Source organism: Clostridium sp. AF50-3 (assembly GCF_003477445.1).
Taxonomy (GTDB): domain Bacteria; phylum Bacillota; class Clostridia; order Lachnospirales; family Lachnospiraceae; genus Otoolea; species Otoolea fessa.
On record NZ_QUDH01000011.1, the window covers coordinates 46322 to 64518 of the forward strand.

Below are 18197 nucleotides of genomic sequence, written 5' to 3' on the forward strand. Positions count from 1 at the left end.
TCACCCCTCCGTGCCGGTCAGGGATTTAATCTGATCCACCCACTCAGAACCGATGTAGGATTCCATCTCGTCATAGCACGGCTGTACGGCACTCTGGAATGCCTCTGTATCTACATCCTCAGAGGATACAATCGTCATGCCCTGAGACGTCAGATCTGACTCCATCTTTTCAGCGGTTGCATCGTTGTTTTCACGTGTTTCTTTGGCTGCTTCCTGTGCTGCTTCTTTTAAGATCGCCTGATCTTCCTCAGATAAGGACTCATATACGCTGGTAGAAATACATACCGGAAGTGGAGAATAGAACAGGTTTACATTATCAATGTATTTGCAGATATCCGGGAAACCGTTGGTATATAATACGCTTAACGGTGCATCACAGCCATCTACGGTACCCTGCTGCAGAGCAGTTAAAAGCTCGCCCCATGCCATCGGGGTTGCATTTACACCCAGTGCCTTATAAGCAGACAGGTAAATCTTTGTCTCCATGCAGCGGATCTTCAGTCCATTCAAATCGGACGGTGCTTTGATTTCTTTGTCCTTTGTACATAACTGACGGAATCCGCCCTCAGAAAATGCAAGACATGTAACGCCTGTTCCGTCCATATTGTCGATCAGGGACTGACCGAAATCGCCGTCTACGATCTCACGTGCCTGTGCCAGATCGCTAAAAATGAACGGAAGATCCAATGCACCGTTTGCCGGTACATAAGAAGAAACATATGCATTCGTCATGACTGCCATGTCGCATGTTCCGGTCTGCATGCCTTCCCACATCTCCGGCTCGGAACCAAGCTGACTGCTCGCATACAGGTTGACCGCAATTCTGCCCTTGGATTTTTCTTCCACGATCTCTTTGAATTTGGTTGCTGTAAAGTGATACGGATCATCTGCGTTTGCTGCGGTCGTATAACCGATGCTGAGTGTTGTCTCGGCATTCGGGTTAGCGGTGTTCTCGACTGCCGCCTGTGTTCCTGCCGCCGCTGCCTGTGTGGTACCACCTGCCTGTCCGCCGCCGCACGCTGTCATGCTGAGCGCTGTCACTGCTGCTAATGCCCCTGCCAATACTCTGTCTTTCCTCATAATGTAAAATCCTCCTTCTAAAAAATGTGCATTTATATAAATTTATCTGCATACCACTTCTTCCGGTACCTTCTGGACCATGTCCCGTATCTGTGCTTCCGCAATCCCACAGGTCAGCATCACGGCGATAAACCGTTTCAATTCCGAAACGGGTGTCGGCGCCCCTTCCTGCCCGCGGTCCGTTGCCAGATATACGTGTCCACTTCCAACGGTCCGAATCGTCTCTGCCATCTCTTCCGGCATCACACTTTTCTGTGCCAGATTAAACCAGTTCTTCTCAATCACAACCCCCAGCTTCGCCAGTTCCGCCTGATCGTCTCTTCCTATCCTCGTCCTTGGAAACTCTGGATGTGTCAAAATCATATTGACCCCCCGTTTCCGTCCTTCCCTGCATAAAATCAGGGATTCCTCCGGGCTGATATGTCCTGTTGCCAGAAATGCGTCTTTTTCCTTGATAGCATCCATGATGTCGTAGACGCATTCTTTTAATGTTCCATCCTGTTCCAGAATGGTAATACCCCTGCGGTCGAAGAAATCTCCCTCCATGTTTCCGAATACTAGGCTGTTTTTCGCATCCCGGGTCGGCATCCATACAATTTTTGCCCCCGCCCGCAATGCATTTTTCACCGCGTATACATTCAAGCCGCCCGCCGGGCAGTTGAGGCAGAGCCCGCCATACGCTTTCGCCTTACAGCCGCTGTAGCGGTTGATCAGTTCTGCCCGCAAAGCCGTTGATTCATAATGACTTTTCAGCATCACTCCCGCCATTCCTGCCGCGTCTGCCTCCCGGATCAACTGGAATCCATCCAATTCTCTCGGAAAAACAGAGGGCGATGAATGTACATGTAAATCGTACGCACCTTTCAGAAGCTCTTCCGCTTTTTTATTTGCGTCAAGTTCAGTCATAATTCTTCTGTCTACACCCTTTCCGTTTGATAGACTCTTTGAAAGTATTCCGCGGTTTTCTTTCTTTATCCCCATTCTAACACCGGGCATTTGTCTCTGTAAAACAAGTATTCACAGAGTTGACACAATACCCAGCTTGTTTTCTGCCCTTTCCTTCTGTTTTTGCATTTGTTTCTGTTAATTTTTAAAGCTGTCACTTTTTATGCGGGCAGGTTTCTTCCCCCGCAAATTTCCCTCCGTCCCTTGAATCTACAAGAAAAATACAGTATAATGAAAGTTAAACACGGTCTGAACACTGCAGGGCAGTCCGCATGAGAAAGTTTATTTTGCAAAATAAGGAGTTTACTGAGATGAATTTAACCACTGTAAGAGAAATTTACCGTTCCAGAGAGACGTATCTGGACAAAGAAGTTCAGATCGGCGGCTGGGTACGAAGCGTGCGCGGTTCCAAGAACTTTGGCTTCATCGTTGTGAGCGATGGCAGCTACTTTGAGACACTTCAGGTTGTTTACCATGATACAATGCCGAACTTTGCGGAGATCTCCAAGTTAAACGTAGGCGCATCCATTATCGTAAAAGGTACCCTGGTTGCAACCCCGGAGGCAAAGCAGCCGTTCGAGATTCAGGCGACCGAGGTAGCCGTTGAGGGACCGTCCGCTTCGGATTATCCGCTTCAGAAGAAACGCCACAGCCTTGAGTATCTGCGTACCATCTCCACCTGCGTCCGAGAACCAACACCTTCCAGGCTGTGTTCCGTGTACGTTCCCTGGCAGCTTACGCGATCCATCAGTATTTCCAGGAGCGCGATTTCGTGTATGTCCACACTCCACTGATTACCGCAAGTGACTGCGAGGGCGCCGGTGAGATGTTCCAGGTTACCACGATGGATCTGAACAATGTTCCGAAAAAGGACGACGGCACGGTTGACTACTCCCAGGATTTCTTCGGAAAACCAACTAACTTAACTGTCAGCGGTCAGTTAAACGGCGAGACCTACGCGATGGCATTCCGCAATATCTACACCTTCGGACCGACCTTCCGCGCAGAGAACTCCAACACGACCCGTCATGCAGCTGAGTTCTGGATGATCGAGCCGGAGATGGCATTTGCGGATCTGAACGACAACATGGAAGTTGCCGAGGATATGTTAAAATATGTCATCCGCTACGTCTTAGAGCACGCACCGGAAGAGATGAATTTCTTCAACCAGTTCATCGACAAGGGACTCCTTGACCGCTTAAACCACGTATTAAATTCCGAATTCGGTCATGTAACCTACACAGAGGCTGTCCGCATCCTCGAAGAGCACAACGACGAATTCGACTACAAGGTATTCTGGGGCTGTGACTTACAGACCGAGCATGAGCGCTACTTAACCGAGAAGATCTTCCAGAAACCGGTCTTCGTTACCGATTATCCGAAAGAGATCAAGGCATTCTACATGAAGATGAACGAGGACGGCAAGACCGTTGCAGCGATGGACTGTCTCGTACCGGGCATCGGCGAGATCATCGGCGGCAGCCAGCGTGAGGACAGCTTAGAGAAGTTAGAGGCGCGTATGGACGAGCTTGGACTTAAAAAGGAGGACTACGATTTCTATCTGGATCTGCGTAAATACGGTTCCGCAAGACACTCCGGATTTGGTCTTGGATTCGAGCGCTGCGTGATGTACTTAACCGGCGTTTCCAACATCCGCGATGTCATCCCGTTCCCGAGAACCGTAAACAACTGTGAACTGTAAACAATAAGCAACTATGGGGCTGTCGCAAATACTGGAATCTGCTTTCTGCTATTTGCAGCAGTCCCTTTTCTATTATTATTTCAATATGTACATACGGAGTGACAGACTCCTGAAAGGGGGAGAGAATGTGAAATTTATCCATACCGGCGATATCCACTGGGGCATGTCCCCGGACAGCGACAAGCCGTGGAGCCGGGAGCGCAGCCGCGATATCCGCGATACGTTTACCGCCATCATCGCCAAGGCAAAAGAACTGCGCGTGGACTGCCTGTTCATCGCGGGGGATCTGTTCCACCGCCAGCCGCTGCTGCGCGACCTGAAAGAGGTCAATTACCTGTTTTCCACGATCCCGCAAACACAGGTTGTCATCATCGCGGGCAATCACGACCGGATCCGCAAAAATTCAGCTGTTTTAAGCTTTTCCTGGGCTTCCAACGTGACGTTTCTGGAAAGTGAGGATGTCTCATCCGTCTATTTTGAGGATATCAACACCGAGGTGACCGGCTTTTCTTACTATACTGCGGAGATCCCGGAGCCGCGCCTCGATGCTCTTGAAGCGCCGGAGGATGGAAAAATCCACATTCTGCTGGGGCACGGCGGCGACGCGAACCACGTCCCGATTGACCGGGCGGCGCTGGCTTCCTCCGGATTTTCGTATATCGCACTGGGGCACATCCACAGGCCAGAGATCCTACTGGACAAAAAGATGGCATACTGCGGTTCCCCGGAGCCGCTTGATAAGACCGAGACCGGCAGGCACGGCATCCTTTACGGCGAGATCGACCCGGAAAGCTGTCAGGTAACGACACTGGACTTTATTCCGATGGCGAAGCTCCGCTACATCCCGCTCATCGTCCGCGTCACGCCGGATACGACCAACACGGAGCTGTACTTAAAAATCGCCCATGAGATCGAACAGCGCGGCAATGACAATATTTTCCGCTTCAAGGTGCAGGGCATGCGCGATCCCGATATTTCCTTCGATCTGGACGCCTTAAAGCTGCGTTTCCGCATCGCGGATATCATCGATGAGACGGAACCGCAATACGATTTTTCCGCCCTGTTTGCCGAGCATCCAAGCGATATGATCGGCTTTTACATCCAGGCACTGAAAAAACCGGACATGAGTCCGGTGGAGAAAAAGGCGCTGTTTTACGGCATCCACGCCCTGCTTCTCACCACCGATGAAAGGAGTTAGCTTCCATGCGTTTTCTTGATCTTTATATCAGTGGGTTTGGAAAATTTCATGACACAGCCGTCTCCTTTGAGGATGGGTTAAACGTCATTTACGGTAAAAATGAAGCCGGCAAATCCACGATCCACACCTTTATCCGCGGCATGCTCTTCGGCATCGAGCGTCAGAGGGGCGCGCCGCCAGAAACGACATCTACAGCAAATATGAGCCATGGGAAAACAGCGGCACCTACGAGGGGCAGCTCCGGCTTGAATCCGACGACGGCACCATTTACCGGATCGAGCGCTCGTTCCAGAAAAATAAGAAGGAATTTACCGTCATCAACGAGACGACCGGACGCGAGGAACCGGACGGCCGTGCCGTTTTGCAGGAAATTTTGGGCGGCATGAGTGAAACCATGTACAACAACACCATCAGCATCAGCCAGTTAAAGAGTGCGACCGATGAAGGCATGGTTTCGGAACTGAAAAACTATATTGCCAACATGAATACATCCGGCAATATGGCGCTCAATATTACCAAGGCGACCGCCTATCTGAAAAATCAGCGCAAACAATTTGAATCCCAGTTAAGCCCGGAGGCTTCGGTCAACTATACCTCCCTTCTTAGCGAGATCCGCGCGCTGGAACGCGAGCTTTCTTCGCCAAAATATGAGAATCAGTTACAGGAATACTCAAGGCTGCGTGACTCGGTCCGAAATGAACTGGAACATCAGAAAATAGAAAAAGAAGATTTATCCGACCGGCTGCAGAAGAGCCGTCAGGTACTGGATGAGTTTTCCTTTACGGACGAGGCGTCCATCGAGGCGTACCGCAATCAGGCTGAAACACTCTACCAGGACTATCAGCATGCACAGGTGTCTTCCTCCAGCAAGGGATCCCGGTTTTTCCAGGTGTTTTTCTTTGTCACAGCGGCGATCTGCGCCATCTGCGCGGCATACTGCGGATATCTGGCGTTCTTCCCGCTTCCGTCTCCGTGGCTGGGAGCTGGTCCCACCGCCCTCATCTTTGGCGTCGCCGCTCTTGTGCTTCTCATGCTGGGAATCTGCGTCACACGGCACCGGAGCCGCCGCAGGCAGGAGGCGGAGAAAAGTGCCTCTGTTTTATCGGAGATTTTGCGCCGCCACCTGGGCGAATCCGAGATTTCGGATGAATCCATGAAGCTTTTGTCCCAGCGGCTGGACCGCTTCATCACGCTCTGCCACGCCGTTACAAACTCGGAGGATTCACTGGTAAAACGTTCCGAACAGATCTCGGCGCTGATGGCAAAGCAGAATGACTGCAGCCTTGTCATCGAGGAACAGCAGCGCGTCCAATGGGAGTTAGAAAAAAAGCTGGAGCACCTATCCGCCTGCAAAGACCGGGCAGCGGCGCTCAAACACATTTTAAATGAAAATGAGCGCATCCATCAGGAGATCGCCTCCGTGGATCTGGCGCTTGATACCTTAAAAGAGCTTTCCACCACCATCCGGGATTCTTTCGGCCTGTACTTAAATAAGACTGCGTCCGACCTGATCGCCGGAATTACCGGCGGAATTTATTCCAGCATCAGCATCGATGAGAACCTGAATGCGTTTTTAAACACCCGCCGGAAGCTGATCCCGCTTGAACAGGTCAGCAGCGGCACCGCCGACCAGATCTATCTGGCGCTGCGCCTCGCCGCCGCCCACTTTATCCAGGGCGATGCAGACCGGCTGCCGCTCATCTTTGACGACAGCTTCGTCCTCTACGACGACGAGCGCCTGAGAACCGTCCTCAAATGGCTGCCAACCGCCTATTCCGGGCAGATTCTTGTATTTACTTGTCATGAGAGGGAGATGCGGGTGCTGAAGGAAGAAGGAGCTGCGGTGCATGAAGTGCGGTTGTAGGACTCCTTTCATACATAACCGTGACATTGCCTGTTTCCTATGACATTAAAAAGAACGCCATTTTCTGACATGTATTGGTCCGGAAATGACGTTCTTTTTGTTTCTATTTTAAAGGTCTATTTTTAGTCCCGTATTCCCGCCCGATACTTCGCCAGCAGCTTATTGATACGTCCAGTCGGATTTAACAGCTCGCTTAAGGAGGCATCGTGGTTCAGGTTATCGATGATGAGCGCGATGTATTTGCTCATATCGACGCTGATATAGTACGGTCTGGAGAGAAGCTCCGGTGTCTGGTATACCAGGTTGGTGGTCAGGACGCGGTCGATCAGACCGTTCTCATAGTACTCGTCAAACTTCTGCAGTCCGTTGGTAAACAGACCGAAGGTCGCACATACGAATACCTTTCTCGCCTTGCGGCTCTTTAATTCCTTCGCTACATCTAACATGCTCTCGCCAGAGGAGATCATATCATCGATGATCAGGACATCCTTGCCCTCTACGCTGGATCCCAAGAACTCATGAGCAACGATCGGGTTGCGTCCGTTGACGATCCTGGTGTAATCGCGGCGTTTGTAGAACATACCCATGTCGAGTCCCAGCACGTTGGAGAAGAAGACAGCGCGGGACATACCGCCCTCATCCGGGCTGATGACCATCATGTGATCGCTGTCGATCTCCAGCTCTTTCTCATTTTTCAGCAGATATTTGATAAACTGGTAAATCGGCTGAACGGTCTCAAAACCCTTGAGCGGAATTGCGTTCTGGACACGCGGATCGTGTGCGTCAAAGGTAATGATATTCTCAACGCCCATATCTACCAGCTCTTCCAGTGCCAGCGCGCAGTCTAAGGACTCACGGCCGGAGCGCTTATGCTGGCGGCTCTCATACAGGAACGGCATGATTACGTTGATACGGCGTGCCTTTCCGCCTGCTGCCGCAATGACACGTTTCAGATCCTGATAATGATCATCCGGGGACATATGGTTTACCATGCCGCACAGAGAATATGTCTGGCTGTAGTTGCAGACATCCACGATCAGATACAGATCATCGCCGCGCACCGACGCCTTGATCTCGCCCTTTGCCTCGCCGGAACCAAATCTCGGTGTGTTTGCCCCGATGATGTAGGAGTCTCTCTGATAACCTGAAAATGCGATCGACGTCTTGTGCTCGCTCTCGCGCTCATTTCTCCAGTCCACCAGATATTTGTCTACCTTGCCTACCAGTTCCTCACATCCCTTTAATGGAATCAGTCCCAGCGGACCTACCGGTATCGTCTCAATGATTTTCTCTTCGTACAGCATTTTCCATTTTCCTCCAGCCTGTTTACTCTCTGTTAATTCGCTTTTTTTGCATATGTTAGCGCATTCTAACGTCTCTTTTATATCATTATGTCCCTTATAAGTCAACCCATTACCGGTTTTCCAGCTTTTTTCGTATCCGGATATCCTCGCCGTAGAGCGGAATGATCTGATACTGGCTTATGATCCGTGACATGACGCGGTCGGTAAACTCGTCGCGCATCTCATTGACCGGCAGATTGGTGGAAATGATCGTGCCTTTCTTCCGGTTTAAGCGCTCGTTGACCACATAGAAGAGCTGGGAAGTCGTAAACGTATTCACCAGTTCCGTCCCCAGATCGTCGATGATCAGCAGATCGCACTCTAATAAATACTGGGAGCGGTCGCGATCCTCATCGGTCGCATCATTTGCGAAGCGGTCCCTTGAAAATATCTCATACATCTCCACCGCCGGGAGATACACGACGCTGAAACAGCGCTCAATCAGCTCCTTCGCGATGCAGTTGCTTAAAAACGTCTTTCCAAGCCCCGTTTTTCCGGTAAATAAGATATTTCCCTTTTCTTCTTTAAATCCGTCCACATAGCGGTGGCAGAACGCCGTCACCTGCTCCATATACGCGCGGGCAGTCTTGCCGCTACGCGGATCGATCTTCGTGTCATCAAAATAATCATAGGAAAAATGAGAAAAATTCTCCCGCTCCAGCACTTCCCGGATATTCGACTGGGCGTATAACAGATCGATCTCCCGCTGACGGAAACAGTGGCATTTTATGCCGTCTTTGTACCCGGTATCCTTACAGTCCGGACAATTATACTGCATCTCCAGATAGTCCGCCGGATAGCCGTAGGCGCTCATCAGCACCTGGCGCTGCTCTTTCAGGTCTGCGATTGTCCCTCGCAAACGTTTCACCGCGTCCGCATCGCCCGCCAGAAGCTCTTTCGCGCTCTTGACCGCCGCGGCGGCGATCGCGTCGTTCATCTCCCGGACCGCCGGTATTTTCTCATAGACCTCGTCAACCCGCGCGTCCAGCTCATGTTTCTTCTGAAGCTGTGTCCGGTTATAAACACGCATGATCGATTCATACTGCGAATTACTGAGTGCCATCGTCCCCTCCTGTCTTCTGCGCTCCGTTTATCATGCTCCATACCATCTCGTCGTAATCATATCCGTGTTCCTCTAGATTGTGGAACCGGTTGGAAGAACGGCTGCTGCCTGCAGACGCCTGCCGGCGCTTCGCCCCGCCTTCTTCCTTCCGTTTTTTATCTAGCTCTGACACATCCCGGAAGCTCTTGACGCCGGCATTTTTCCAATCCCGCAGGATCTTGTCTGCATAGTCAAACGACGGTTTATGTATCTGCCGGATCGTGCGGCTGCACGCCTCGACGATCAGCTCGCGCGTGAAACCGTACTCCCAGAACCATTTTTCGATAAATTCACTCTCGACCTCCGCCGGACTCCGGTCCGAAAGCCCCATCGCCCGCATAACCGCGAATGAACCCTTCGTGTAGCCCCTGCCGCTCGCTTTCGCCTGTTCCACATCCTTGATGCCGCGCTTATGCCAGCCGAGCGCCACCTTTTCCATATAGCGCAGGCTGGTGTGATGGTTCTGCACGCAGTACTCAATCAGGTATTCCAGCAATTCCCCGGAAAATCCCAGATTCGAATAGAGATTTCCAAGAATCTGGCAGTCCGTCGGTGTGAGCAGCTTATTTAAATACTGCTGGGCAATATAAATGAGCTGCTTAAACGACTCATCCGAGGTCAGGCGTGACATATCGCAGGCTGCGGCTTCCCGCGCGGCAGTTTTTGTAGATGGCGCAAAGGAACCAGCGCCTGCCAGGGATTCCGTTGAAGCAAAAACCGGCGAAATTTGCTGTCCCGGCGTCTCCTGAAACGATCGCTGTGCCTCTTCACCGACTTCCGTTCCCAGCACCCCGGCTCTCTGCCAGTATGCCAGCGCGCGCTGCACGTCCGCCTCCGTGTGGTTGAGCGCGTCCGCGATCTGTCCGATCGAGACTTCCTCCTGCTGGTGGCGGAGCAGGTACAGATATACCTTCACATATTCTCCACTGGCTCCCGCCATATATGTATCAATAAATACGTCCGGAACCGGCGTCGCGCCCACCGCCAGCCGGTTTTTGAATCCTATTCCCATCGTCTAATTTCCCTCTTAGCCATTCTGTGTCCTCACATTTCCTGTTACCATTTATCTATCAGCAGCCTGCGGCTGTGTAAACCATTCAAACTGCTGTATTTTACTTTTATTTTGAAATATTCTCTATTTGTTCCATCCAAATCTTCCTGTTTTCTTACTTTTCCACCGTTTTGATTTTGTTTCCGGACTTTTCCACAATTTTGCTCCGGACAAGACAGTTTTCATCCATTTATCACAGGTTCACTGCGTCTGTTCCTATCATAACATACCTTTTTTTAAAAAGAAATACTCCTAATTATGGTTCGCGGCCGACACTTTTAGACCAATTTTTCCACTATTTTGATTGTGGATAATGTGGATAATGTGGAAAAAGCCTTCAAAAATCCTCAAAAATAACCCTTCCTCCGACAAAATCCTTATTTTATCAACATTTTCGGCATTTCCCCATTTCCGCATTTAGGCGCAAAAAATCCACATAGTTCCTTTACATAATATGTTGAAAACTATGTGGATAATGTGGATAACTATATGTACACTCGGAGTGCATCTATTTCGCAAGGAGGTTTTCCCCTACATTTACAACGTCTCCGGCGCCCATGGTTATCAACAGGTCGCCCTGTGTACAATGTTCCATGACAAATTTTTCTATTTCATCGAACGTCGGCAGATACCATGCTTCTTTTCCTTTTTCTTTTAGAAGTTTCACGATATCCTCTGAGCTGATGCCGAGCGTGTCCGTCTCGCGCGCCGCGTAGATATCCGCCAGAATGACTTTATCTGCCAGTGAGAGCGCCTCGGCAAACTGCGGCAGAAATGCCTTCGTCCGCGTGTAGGTGTGCGGCTGGAAAATGCACCAGAGTGTCTTGTGTGGATAGTTCTGCGCCGTCTTTAAGGTAGCCTCGATCTCATGCGGATGATGCGCATAGTCGTCGATGATGGTAAATCCATTTACCTCACCCTTCTTTTCGAACCGGCGGTTGGTTCCGGTAAAATGTGCCAGTCCCACGCGGATGGCGTCCATGGAGATGCCATTTTCCAAGGAAACAGCGATGGCTGCCAGCGCATTGTATACATTGTGCTCACCTGCCACACCGAGCGTCAGGCGCTCTTTCTTCTCACCGCCGATATAAAGATCGAAGGACGGATGCGCGTAATCGTCATACTGGATATCACCGGCACTGTAATCGTTGCCGCGGCTGTGACCAAAAGTAATAACCTTGCCTTTTGCCGCTTCTATGATCTCCTGATAGTTCTCGATATCGCCGTTGATGACAATCGCGCCCTGAGCCGGTACGCGCTCGGCAAACAGCTTGAAGGAATGACGGATATCCGCCAGATCCTTGAAGAAATCGAGATGGTCTTCTTCTATATTAAGAATGACCGCCATCGTCGGGTAGAAGGATAGGAAGCTGTTGGTATACTCACACGCCTCCGTCACGAAAAATTCCGGTCCGCCGACGCGGATGTTGCCGCCGATCGCCGGAAGGATGCCGCCGACCGAGATCGTCGGGTCATTTTTCGCCTGCAAGAAAATCTCCGTCACCATCGAAGTGGTTGTCGTTTTGCCGTGTGTTCCGGCAATCGCGATCGCATTTTTATAGTTCCGCATCATCTCGCCCAAGAGTTCCGCACGGGTCAGCATCGGGATGCCGCGCCGTTTTACTTCCTGAAATTCCGGGTTATCCGGGTGAATCGCCGCCGTGTAGACTACCACATCGATGCCATCCTGGATATTCTCCGCTTTCTGTCCGATATATACCTTCGCGCCGCGCGCCTCCAGGTTATCGGTCAGCTCCGAACGGTGTGCGTCCGAGCCGGACACAGTGAATCCCTCGTCCATCAAAATCTCTGCCAGTCCGCTCATGCTGATACCGCCGATTCCGATGAAATGGACGGATTCTGGTTTATTAAAATCAATCTGATATACATTCTCACTCATATTTGTGCATTCCTTCCCCGCCGCAGGCGGTTTTTGTTTTCGCAGACGCCATAGAAAAACGATATGGAACCGCGAGGCATTGTGTTTTCACGTCCTTTTAATTTAACTTCTTTTACATGAAATTGTCAATATAAGGCAAAAAAAAATAAAAGATACACGCCAGCCATCGCACTGCGATCCGTCTGTAACATGCATCTTTTATATCATTTAAGTTATGTCTTTTTCTTAGCGTCCCGTTGCCAGACACTTGCCGAACAGCATGGTTTTATAACGGTTTAACGCCGCCAGAAGAATGCTTCCCAGCACACCGATTGCCAGCACCTCGCCGATCCCGACGGTCAGCATCATGAACGGAATCAGATCCTCAGAGCCGTATGCAAAGCGGAGCACCCACGGTACAATGATCGTGTTGGCCAGGATCGGCGGTACACATACTAAAACCTTACTCTTGCGGAGCGCATAGGAGCCGACTGCCCCGATCAGGGTTGCCAGGCTTCCGAATACGATATCCAATCCGGCTGCCCCGCAGAACAGATTGGATAAAAAGCATCCGACAAAGAGTCCCGGGATCGCTGCCGGGGTAAAGAACGGCAGGATGCAGAGTGCTTCCGAAATGCGGAACTGCACCGGTCCGAAGCTGATCGGCTGGAATGCCATCGTCAGCGCTACGTAGATGGCCGCGATCACCGCGCCATACGCCAGAAAATACGTGTTTTTCAGGTTGTTTTCTTTCATATTCAATTCTCCTTTAGTTTTGTTTTACGAGTGGAAGGTCACGAACACTCGATTCATTTTACGCCGGAAATCGGCGGCAGCCCTGTAAGACCTTGTTTTTGCGGGCTTTGCAACGGGTATGAGTATAACATAGAGCAGATAGAAATACAAGTTTTCTTTTCGCTTATCGCCACTGCAAGTTCTGCCACTGGCCACACGGAACACGGGCAAAAATTTTTTCTCTATTTCTCTATCACTCTGCCATAAAAAAGCACTTTCCCTTTCTTTCTATCTCCTGTATAATAGAATCTACATGATTTTGTGCCGGATGCTGCACAGACAGTTGAATCATTCGGGAGATATTGCATTTGCACATTTGACTCAGCTCCCCGACACTCGTCAACCCCATTTCATCATCACAAAGGAAGTATGTATTTTATGAAAGCACTCTATGAACGCTGGACAGCCATCAGCCTGCCTAAACGAATTCTGGGCGGCATGATTCTCGGCGCTGTCCTGGGAATGATGATTCCGCAGGCAGTCGGACTCTCAATCCTTGGAAATCTATTTGTCAACGCATTAAAGGGCATCGCGCCCCTGCTCGTATTTTTCCTTGTTATCAGTTCCCTCTGCCAGGCAAAGCAGAGCCACGGCGGCATCATCCGCACCGTTGTCTGCCTTTACCTGTTCAACACACTGCTCGGCGCTGTGATCGCGGTCGTCGCAAGTAAACTGTTCCCGATCACCCTGACACTTGCACAGGCTGCAGAAGAAACCTCTGCCCCGCAGGGAATCGCAGAAGTTATGCAGACACTTTTATTAAATGTCGTAAGAAATCCGATCACCTCCATCGCAGAGGCAAACTACATCGGTATCCTGGCGTGGGCGGTTCTCTTCGGCGTGGCGATGCGCGGCGCCAGCGAACGCACGAAAGAAATTATGGACAATTTTGCGGCGGCACTGTCCAAGGTTGTTACCTGGATCATCAACTTTGCCCCGTTCGGTATTCTCGGACTTGTGTTTGACACTGTATCCACCAACGGTTTACAGGTATTTACCGAATATGGACGGCTTCTCGCCGTGCTGGTTGGCTCGATGCTGTTTATCTACTTCGTAACCAACCCGATTCTCGTATACTGGTGCATCCGCCAAAACCCGTTCCCGCTGATTTTCAAGTGTCTGAAACGAAGCGCGGTCACCGCCTTCTTTACCCGGAGCTCAGCGGCAAATATCCCGATCAACATGGAAGTCTGCGAGGAAATGGGACTGGACAAAAATACCTACTCTGTTACCATCCCGCTCGGTGCGACCATCAATATGAACGGTGCGGCTGTTACCATCACCGTCATGACGCTGGCCGCAGCCAATACGCTGGGAATTCCGGTGGATATTCCGACCGCCATCATTTTAAGCGTCCTGTCGGCACTTTCCGCCTGCGGCGCATCCGGTGTTGCCGGTGGTTCCCTGCTCTTAATTCCGCTTGCCTGCTCCTTGTTTGGCATCTCCAGCGATGTCGCCATGCAGGTCATCGGTGTCGGATTTATCATCGGCGTGGTGCAGGATTCCGTCGAGACCGCCCTCAACTCCTCCTGCGACCTGCTGCTCTCAGCGGCAGCCCAGTTCCGGGAGTGGAGAAAAGAAGGGCGGGAGATTACCTATTAAAATTATATTATATGCATATTGAAATCAATTTTTCCATATGCTATAATGCCAATAGGCAAACGAATGACAGTACTCACAGAGTACACAAAAAGCCCCCAGTGTGTGCTGACACCGGGGGCTCGCCTTTTTTGAAAAAGGAGGCTTAAACCTTTGCTACCTACTCATCTCCATCCAGCCACTTACAAATATAGTAAGCCACAATGCTGGCTATCACAGAGAGCACGAATGACAGTATTCCTCCCACACAGTACACCCCCTTTCCGCACCTGTCTAGGGGTGGTAGCTGTATCAGTATAACACAGAAATTAATCACTCGCACTATATTTGTGCTTCTGCATCTTTTCTAATTGCATTTTAAAAGCGGCTTGATTTTTTCCAGCCGCTTTTATCTTATTTATTCTTCTTATAGATAATCCACAACCCCCGCAATAACAATTCATCATCTAATTCTATCTGATGCCGACACAGCGGAATGATTTTTCTGGCAAGACCGCCGGTGGCTACAACGGTGGCTTTCTGGCCGAGTTCCTCTTCAATCCGGTCTACCATGCCGTCGATGCAGGACGCATTGCCATAGAGAGCGCCGCTCTGCATACATTCAACCGTATTCTTGCCGATCAGGCGCTTGGGCGGATCAAGGCTGATGCGCGGAAGCTGGGCGGTCCGGCTGGTCAGGGAATTCATCGATACACCTATTCCCGGCAGAATCATGCCGCCGATGTACTGCTTATTCTCATTCACCACACAGATGGTGGTTGCCGTTCCCATATCGATCAGAATGAGCGGCACCGGATACCGGTTGATTCCCGCGACGGCACCGACGATCAGATCGGTACCGACGGAGGACGGATTGTCCATCAGCACTTCCAGACCGATATTCATATCCACATTGACGACCAGCGCTTCCTGCCCCGTCACCTTGCGGATCGCCTCCCGCATCAGGGATGTAACCGGCGGTACTACCGAACCGATGATCGCGCCGGTGATCTCACTTACCTTGATTTCCCGCAGCTCCAGCACCATTTTCAGGGAAATCGCATAGTCAAGCTCTGTTTTCCCACTGTCTGTCGCCATCCGCTCGGTAAAGAGGATTTCCCCATCCGCAATACAACCGAGAACCACATTCGTATTTCCGATATCCAATGCCAAAATCATACTGTCTTACCCCCTGCTTTTTTCCAGAGCCGGTACAAATTTTGCCCGATAAAGCGCTGCACCGACTGCACCGGTGATGATTGTGGACGATACCATCTCGCATACTGCATTGATTCCTACGAAACCGCATACGAACAGGATGATATTTTTTCCGCCGATCAGCCCCTGCATATATTCGGTATTGCCAAACAGGACGACTAAAGCCGTCATAAAGAAAACTGTATTTAAAAACGCGGAACAGAATCCGGTTACCAGACTTGCCATGTAGGCATCGGTTCTGCGGCGTACAAACTGGAAAATGTAGCCTAACAGAAGACCATCCAGCATACGCGGAACGAATCTCTGTACAAATGCCAGAAACGGGTTAATGCTGAAAAGCATCGCACCCATCGCACTGCTGCCGCCGATGCCGATGCACTGTAAAAAGCTGGTCATGCCGAAGACTGCACCGATCGCTGCGCCGCCTGCCGGTCCCAGCGTGATCGCCGCGATCGCAACCGGGATCACATTAAATGTAATCGCCAGCGGTCCAATATTCAGATATCCGAGGGGGGTGTACGCCATCAGCAGAAGAATGCCGGTCATAAGACCTAAGATGACAAGTTTAGATGTGTTGTTTGTTGTGTTCATGAAATTTTCCTCCTTGTTATTATTCCCGCTCGAAAAACCTGCTGCACCTTCTGTTCACCAGACTGCCGCTTACCTGCGCCAATATCATGTGCATAAAATCCTTACAAATTCCGTTCTTTCCGGCGATACCATCCAGAAAAGCCGCGAGCCAGGGCATTTTAATTCCCCGTCTCTTCCGGTATGATTCTCCATCTCAGATACAGATCCGTATGCAGATACGCACATTCCGGCAGAAGTTTCTTTCTTCTACCCTTTCCGCGGATTTGCTGCCAGCACGTTCGGTGCCTGTTTTCTATGGGATACAATACAACTGCTGCCGCCTGCCCCTGTTCACATCCAGTGAAAACCAGGCCAGTCAGCAGACACTTTCACACTATATCACATCACTTTTCAACATACAACCAACAATTCTACCAGAATATGTACTGTTTTTTATTGTCTTTTCACAAAATACAGGTTTCTTTCCTCTCCTGTTATGTGTGCTTACCAAAAAATCTGGCAGAGAACGGAAGCCAAAAAGGGTTTACAATTTTTCCTCCAGATGCTATGCTGTTCGAAAATGACCCAGAAAACCAGAGTACAAACCGAAAGGATATATATTATGTTAACTGGAAAAACGATTATTTTGGGAGTAACCGGCGGAATCGCCGCATACAAGGCGGCGAACCTTGCCAGCCTTTTAAAGAAACAGCACGCGGATGTACACGTGATTATGACTAAAAATGCGATGGAATTTATCACACCGCTTACCTTTGAGACCCTGACCGTCAATAAGTGCCTGACCGACACCTTTGACCGGAATTTTAAATTTGAAGTGGGACACATCGAGCTGGCGAAAAAAGCCGATCTCGCGATCATCGCCCCGGCGACCGCCAATGTCTGCGCCAAGCTGGCACACGGACTTGCCGACGATATGCTGACGACCACACTCTTAGCCTGCCAGTGCCCGCGCATCATGCACCGGCAATGAACACACGGATGTATGAGAATCCTATTACCCAAGATAATCTCCGCCTGTTAGAACATTACGGCTTTACCATCATCGAACCGGCAAGCGGTCTGCTCGCCTGCGGCGATTCCGGAAAGGGCAAATTCCCGGATGAGGGGCTGATCCTGGAATATATTCTCCGCGCGATCGCCTACCCGAAGGATCTCGCTGGAAAGAAGATCCTTGTGACCGCCGGTCCGACCCAGGAAGCGGTCGATCCGGTGCGCTACCTCACGAACCATTCGACCGGAAAAATGGGCTATGCGCTGGCACGGATGGCGATGCTGCGCGGCGCCGATGTGACACTCGTCACCGGCGAAACTTCACTGACTCCGCCTCCATTTGTCAATACTGTCCACATCAAAAGCGCACACGACCTCTTTGAGGCAGTCACCTCCCGGAGTGAGGAACAGGACATTATCATCAAGGCGGCAGCCGTCGCTGACTACCGTCCGGCAGTCGTTTCTGATGAAAAGGTCAAGAAATCCGACGGCGATCTGAGCCTGGCGCTGGAGCGCACTGAGGACACTTTAAGCTACCTCGGCGCACACAAACGTCCGGGACAGCTGCTCTGCGGCTTCGCGATGGAGACCTCCCAGCTCGAGGAACGCGCACGCGGCAAGCTGGAACGCAAAAATCTGGATCTGATCGCTGCCAACAACTTAAAGGTAGCCGGCGCCGGATTCGGCACCGATACAAACGTCATCACGCTGATCGATAAGCAGCAGACCCGCCATCTGGAGCAGATGAGTAAGGAAGCGGCGGCGATGGAAATATTGACGGTTTTACGCGATATGATGAAATAAATTTTGATTGAAATAGATAGAGAAAGAGGAAGCAACCGAGGTTGATGGACGGATGCC

Annotated in this window: 13 protein-coding genes and 2 pseudogenes; 6 read left to right on the forward strand and 9 right to left on the reverse strand. The window is 50.7% G+C overall.

The window, feature by feature from the left end; genetic code table 11:
- The gene (locus DW085_RS12610) at window positions 1–1080 is read right to left on the reverse strand and encodes a TRAP transporter substrate-binding protein (RefSeq protein ID WP_118492971.1); all 1080 of its coding nucleotides are present in this window, start codon (window positions 1078–1080) and stop codon (window positions 1–3) included.
- Between the two features lie 42 nt (window positions 1081–1122).
- Window positions 1123–1986, reverse strand: a complete 864-nt coding sequence (locus DW085_RS12615; protein ID WP_118492996.1) for a DUF6282 family protein — start codon at window positions 1984–1986, stop codon at window positions 1123–1125.
- 350 nt (window positions 1987–2336) lie between these two features.
- Here DW085_RS12615 and asnS point away from each other — a divergent pair.
- The 4 genes and pseudogenes from asnS (at window position 2337) to DW085_RS12630 (ending at window position 6789) form a co-directional block, all read left to right on the forward strand.
- Window positions 2337–3727: pseudogene (gene asnS, locus DW085_RS12620) on the forward strand (asparagine--tRNA ligase).
- Window positions 3728–3854: 127 nt separating this feature from the next.
- The gene (locus DW085_RS12625) at window positions 3855–4925 is read left to right on the forward strand and encodes a DNA repair exonuclease (protein ID WP_117796652.1); all 1071 of its coding nucleotides are present in this window, start codon (window positions 3855–3857) and stop codon (window positions 4923–4925) included.
- 5 nt (window positions 4926–4930) lie between these two features.
- Entirely contained in the window at window positions 4931–5311 is a 381-nt protein-coding gene (locus DW085_RS20615; protein WP_347475084.1) for an AAA family ATPase, read from the forward strand.
- On the forward strand, window positions 5308–6789 hold the full coding sequence (locus DW085_RS12630; protein ID WP_347475085.1) for a hypothetical protein: 1482 nt from the start codon (window positions 5308–5310) through the stop codon (window positions 6787–6789). The genes DW085_RS20615 and DW085_RS12630 overlap by 4 nt, the downstream gene beginning before the upstream one ends.
- Window positions 6790–6911: 122 nt before the next feature.
- Here the strand turns inward: DW085_RS12630 and DW085_RS12635 are convergent, their stop codons facing one another.
- The 5 genes from DW085_RS12635 to DW085_RS12655 all read right to left on the reverse strand — a co-directional run bounded on the left by DW085_RS12635 (window position 6912) and on the right by DW085_RS12655 (window position 12920).
- Complete coding sequence (locus DW085_RS12635; protein WP_022359580.1) at window positions 6912–8093, reverse strand: ribose-phosphate pyrophosphokinase; 1182 nt, start codon at window positions 8091–8093, stop codon at window positions 6912–6914.
- A 109-nt stretch (window positions 8094–8202) separates the two neighbouring features.
- On the reverse strand, window positions 8203–9195 hold the full coding sequence (locus DW085_RS12640) for an ATP-binding protein (RefSeq protein WP_118482233.1): 993 nt from the start codon (window positions 9193–9195) through the stop codon (window positions 8203–8205).
- Window positions 9182–10246, reverse strand: coding sequence for a DnaD domain protein (locus DW085_RS12645; protein WP_118492973.1), 1065 nt, complete (start codon window positions 10244–10246; stop codon window positions 9182–9184). The genes DW085_RS12640 and DW085_RS12645 overlap by 14 nt, the downstream gene beginning before the upstream one ends.
- A 547-nt stretch (window positions 10247–10793) precedes the next feature.
- Window positions 10794–12185 (reverse strand): UDP-N-acetylmuramate--L-alanine ligase, encoded by a 1392-nt coding sequence (gene murC, locus DW085_RS12650; RefSeq protein ID WP_118466999.1) that lies wholly within the window; start codon window positions 12183–12185, stop codon window positions 10794–10796.
- Between the two features lie 225 nt (window positions 12186–12410).
- Window positions 12411–12920, reverse strand: coding sequence for a QueT transporter family protein (locus tag DW085_RS12655; protein WP_117796647.1), 510 nt, complete (start codon window positions 12918–12920; stop codon window positions 12411–12413).
- Between the two features lie 417 nt (window positions 12921–13337).
- Between DW085_RS12655 and sstT the strand changes: the two genes are divergently transcribed.
- Entirely contained in the window at window positions 13338–14561 is a 1224-nt protein-coding gene (gene sstT, locus DW085_RS12660; protein WP_118492974.1) for a serine/threonine transporter SstT, read from the forward strand.
- Between the two features lie 390 nt (window positions 14562–14951).
- On the opposite strand, the gene DW085_RS12665 is transcribed toward sstT, so the two are convergent.
- Both DW085_RS12665 and DW085_RS12670 read right to left on the reverse strand, forming a co-directional pair.
- Window positions 14952–15716: a type III pantothenate kinase gene (locus tag DW085_RS12665; protein WP_107001714.1), complete on the reverse strand. Its 765-nt coding sequence runs from the start codon at window positions 15714–15716 to the stop codon at window positions 14952–14954.
- Window positions 15717–15722: 6 nt separating this feature from the next.
- Window positions 15723–16346, reverse strand: coding sequence for an ECF transporter S component (locus DW085_RS12670; RefSeq protein ID WP_107001715.1), 624 nt, complete (start codon window positions 16344–16346; stop codon window positions 15723–15725).
- A 601-nt stretch (window positions 16347–16947) separates the two neighbouring features.
- Between DW085_RS12670 and coaBC the strand changes: the two are divergent.
- A pseudogene (coaBC, locus tag DW085_RS12675) lies at window positions 16948–18140 on the forward strand (bifunctional phosphopantothenoylcysteine decarboxylase/phosphopantothenate--cysteine ligase CoaBC).
- Window positions 18141–18197: the final 57 nt, after the last annotated feature.

What these genes read in the sequence shown, in the direction of transcription:
- DW085_RS12615 (WP_118492996.1), bottom strand. Translation starts at nt 1,986, where the DNA reads ATGACTGAACTTGACGCAAATAAAAAAGCGGAAGAGCTTCTGAAAGGT.
- DW085_RS12610 (WP_118492971.1), bottom strand. Translation starts at nt 1,080, where the DNA reads ATGAGGAAAGACAGAGTATTGGCAGGGGCATTAGCAGCAGTGACAGCG.
- DW085_RS12670 (WP_107001715.1), bottom strand. Translation starts at nt 16,346, where the DNA reads ATGAACACAACAAACAACACATCTAAACTTGTCATCTTAGGTCTTATG.
- DW085_RS12635 (WP_022359580.1), bottom strand. Translation starts at nt 8,093, where the DNA reads ATGCTGTACGAAGAGAAAATCATTGAGACGATACCGGTAGGTCCGCTG.
- DW085_RS12630 (WP_347475085.1), top strand. Translation starts at nt 5,308, where the DNA reads ATGAGTGAAACCATGTACAACAACACCATCAGCATCAGCCAGTTAAAG.
- murC (WP_118466999.1), bottom strand. Translation starts at nt 12,185, where the DNA reads ATGAGTGAGAATGTATATCAGATTGATTTTAATAAACCAGAATCCGTC.
- DW085_RS12655 (WP_117796647.1), bottom strand. Translation starts at nt 12,920, where the DNA reads ATGAAAGAAAACAACCTGAAAAACACGTATTTTCTGGCGTATGGCGCG.
- DW085_RS20615 (WP_347475084.1), top strand. Translation starts at nt 4,931, where the DNA reads ATGCGTTTTCTTGATCTTTATATCAGTGGGTTTGGAAAATTTCATGAC.
- DW085_RS12640 (WP_118482233.1), bottom strand. Translation starts at nt 9,195, where the DNA reads ATGGCACTCAGTAATTCGCAGTATGAATCGATCATGCGTGTTTATAAC.
- DW085_RS12645 (WP_118492973.1), bottom strand. Translation starts at nt 10,246, where the DNA reads ATGGGAATAGGATTCAAAAACCGGCTGGCGGTGGGCGCGACGCCGGTT.
- DW085_RS12665 (WP_107001714.1), bottom strand. Translation starts at nt 15,716, where the DNA reads ATGATTTTGGCATTGGATATCGGAAATACGAATGTGGTTCTCGGTTGT.
- sstT (WP_118492974.1), top strand. Translation starts at nt 13,338, where the DNA reads ATGAAAGCACTCTATGAACGCTGGACAGCCATCAGCCTGCCTAAACGA.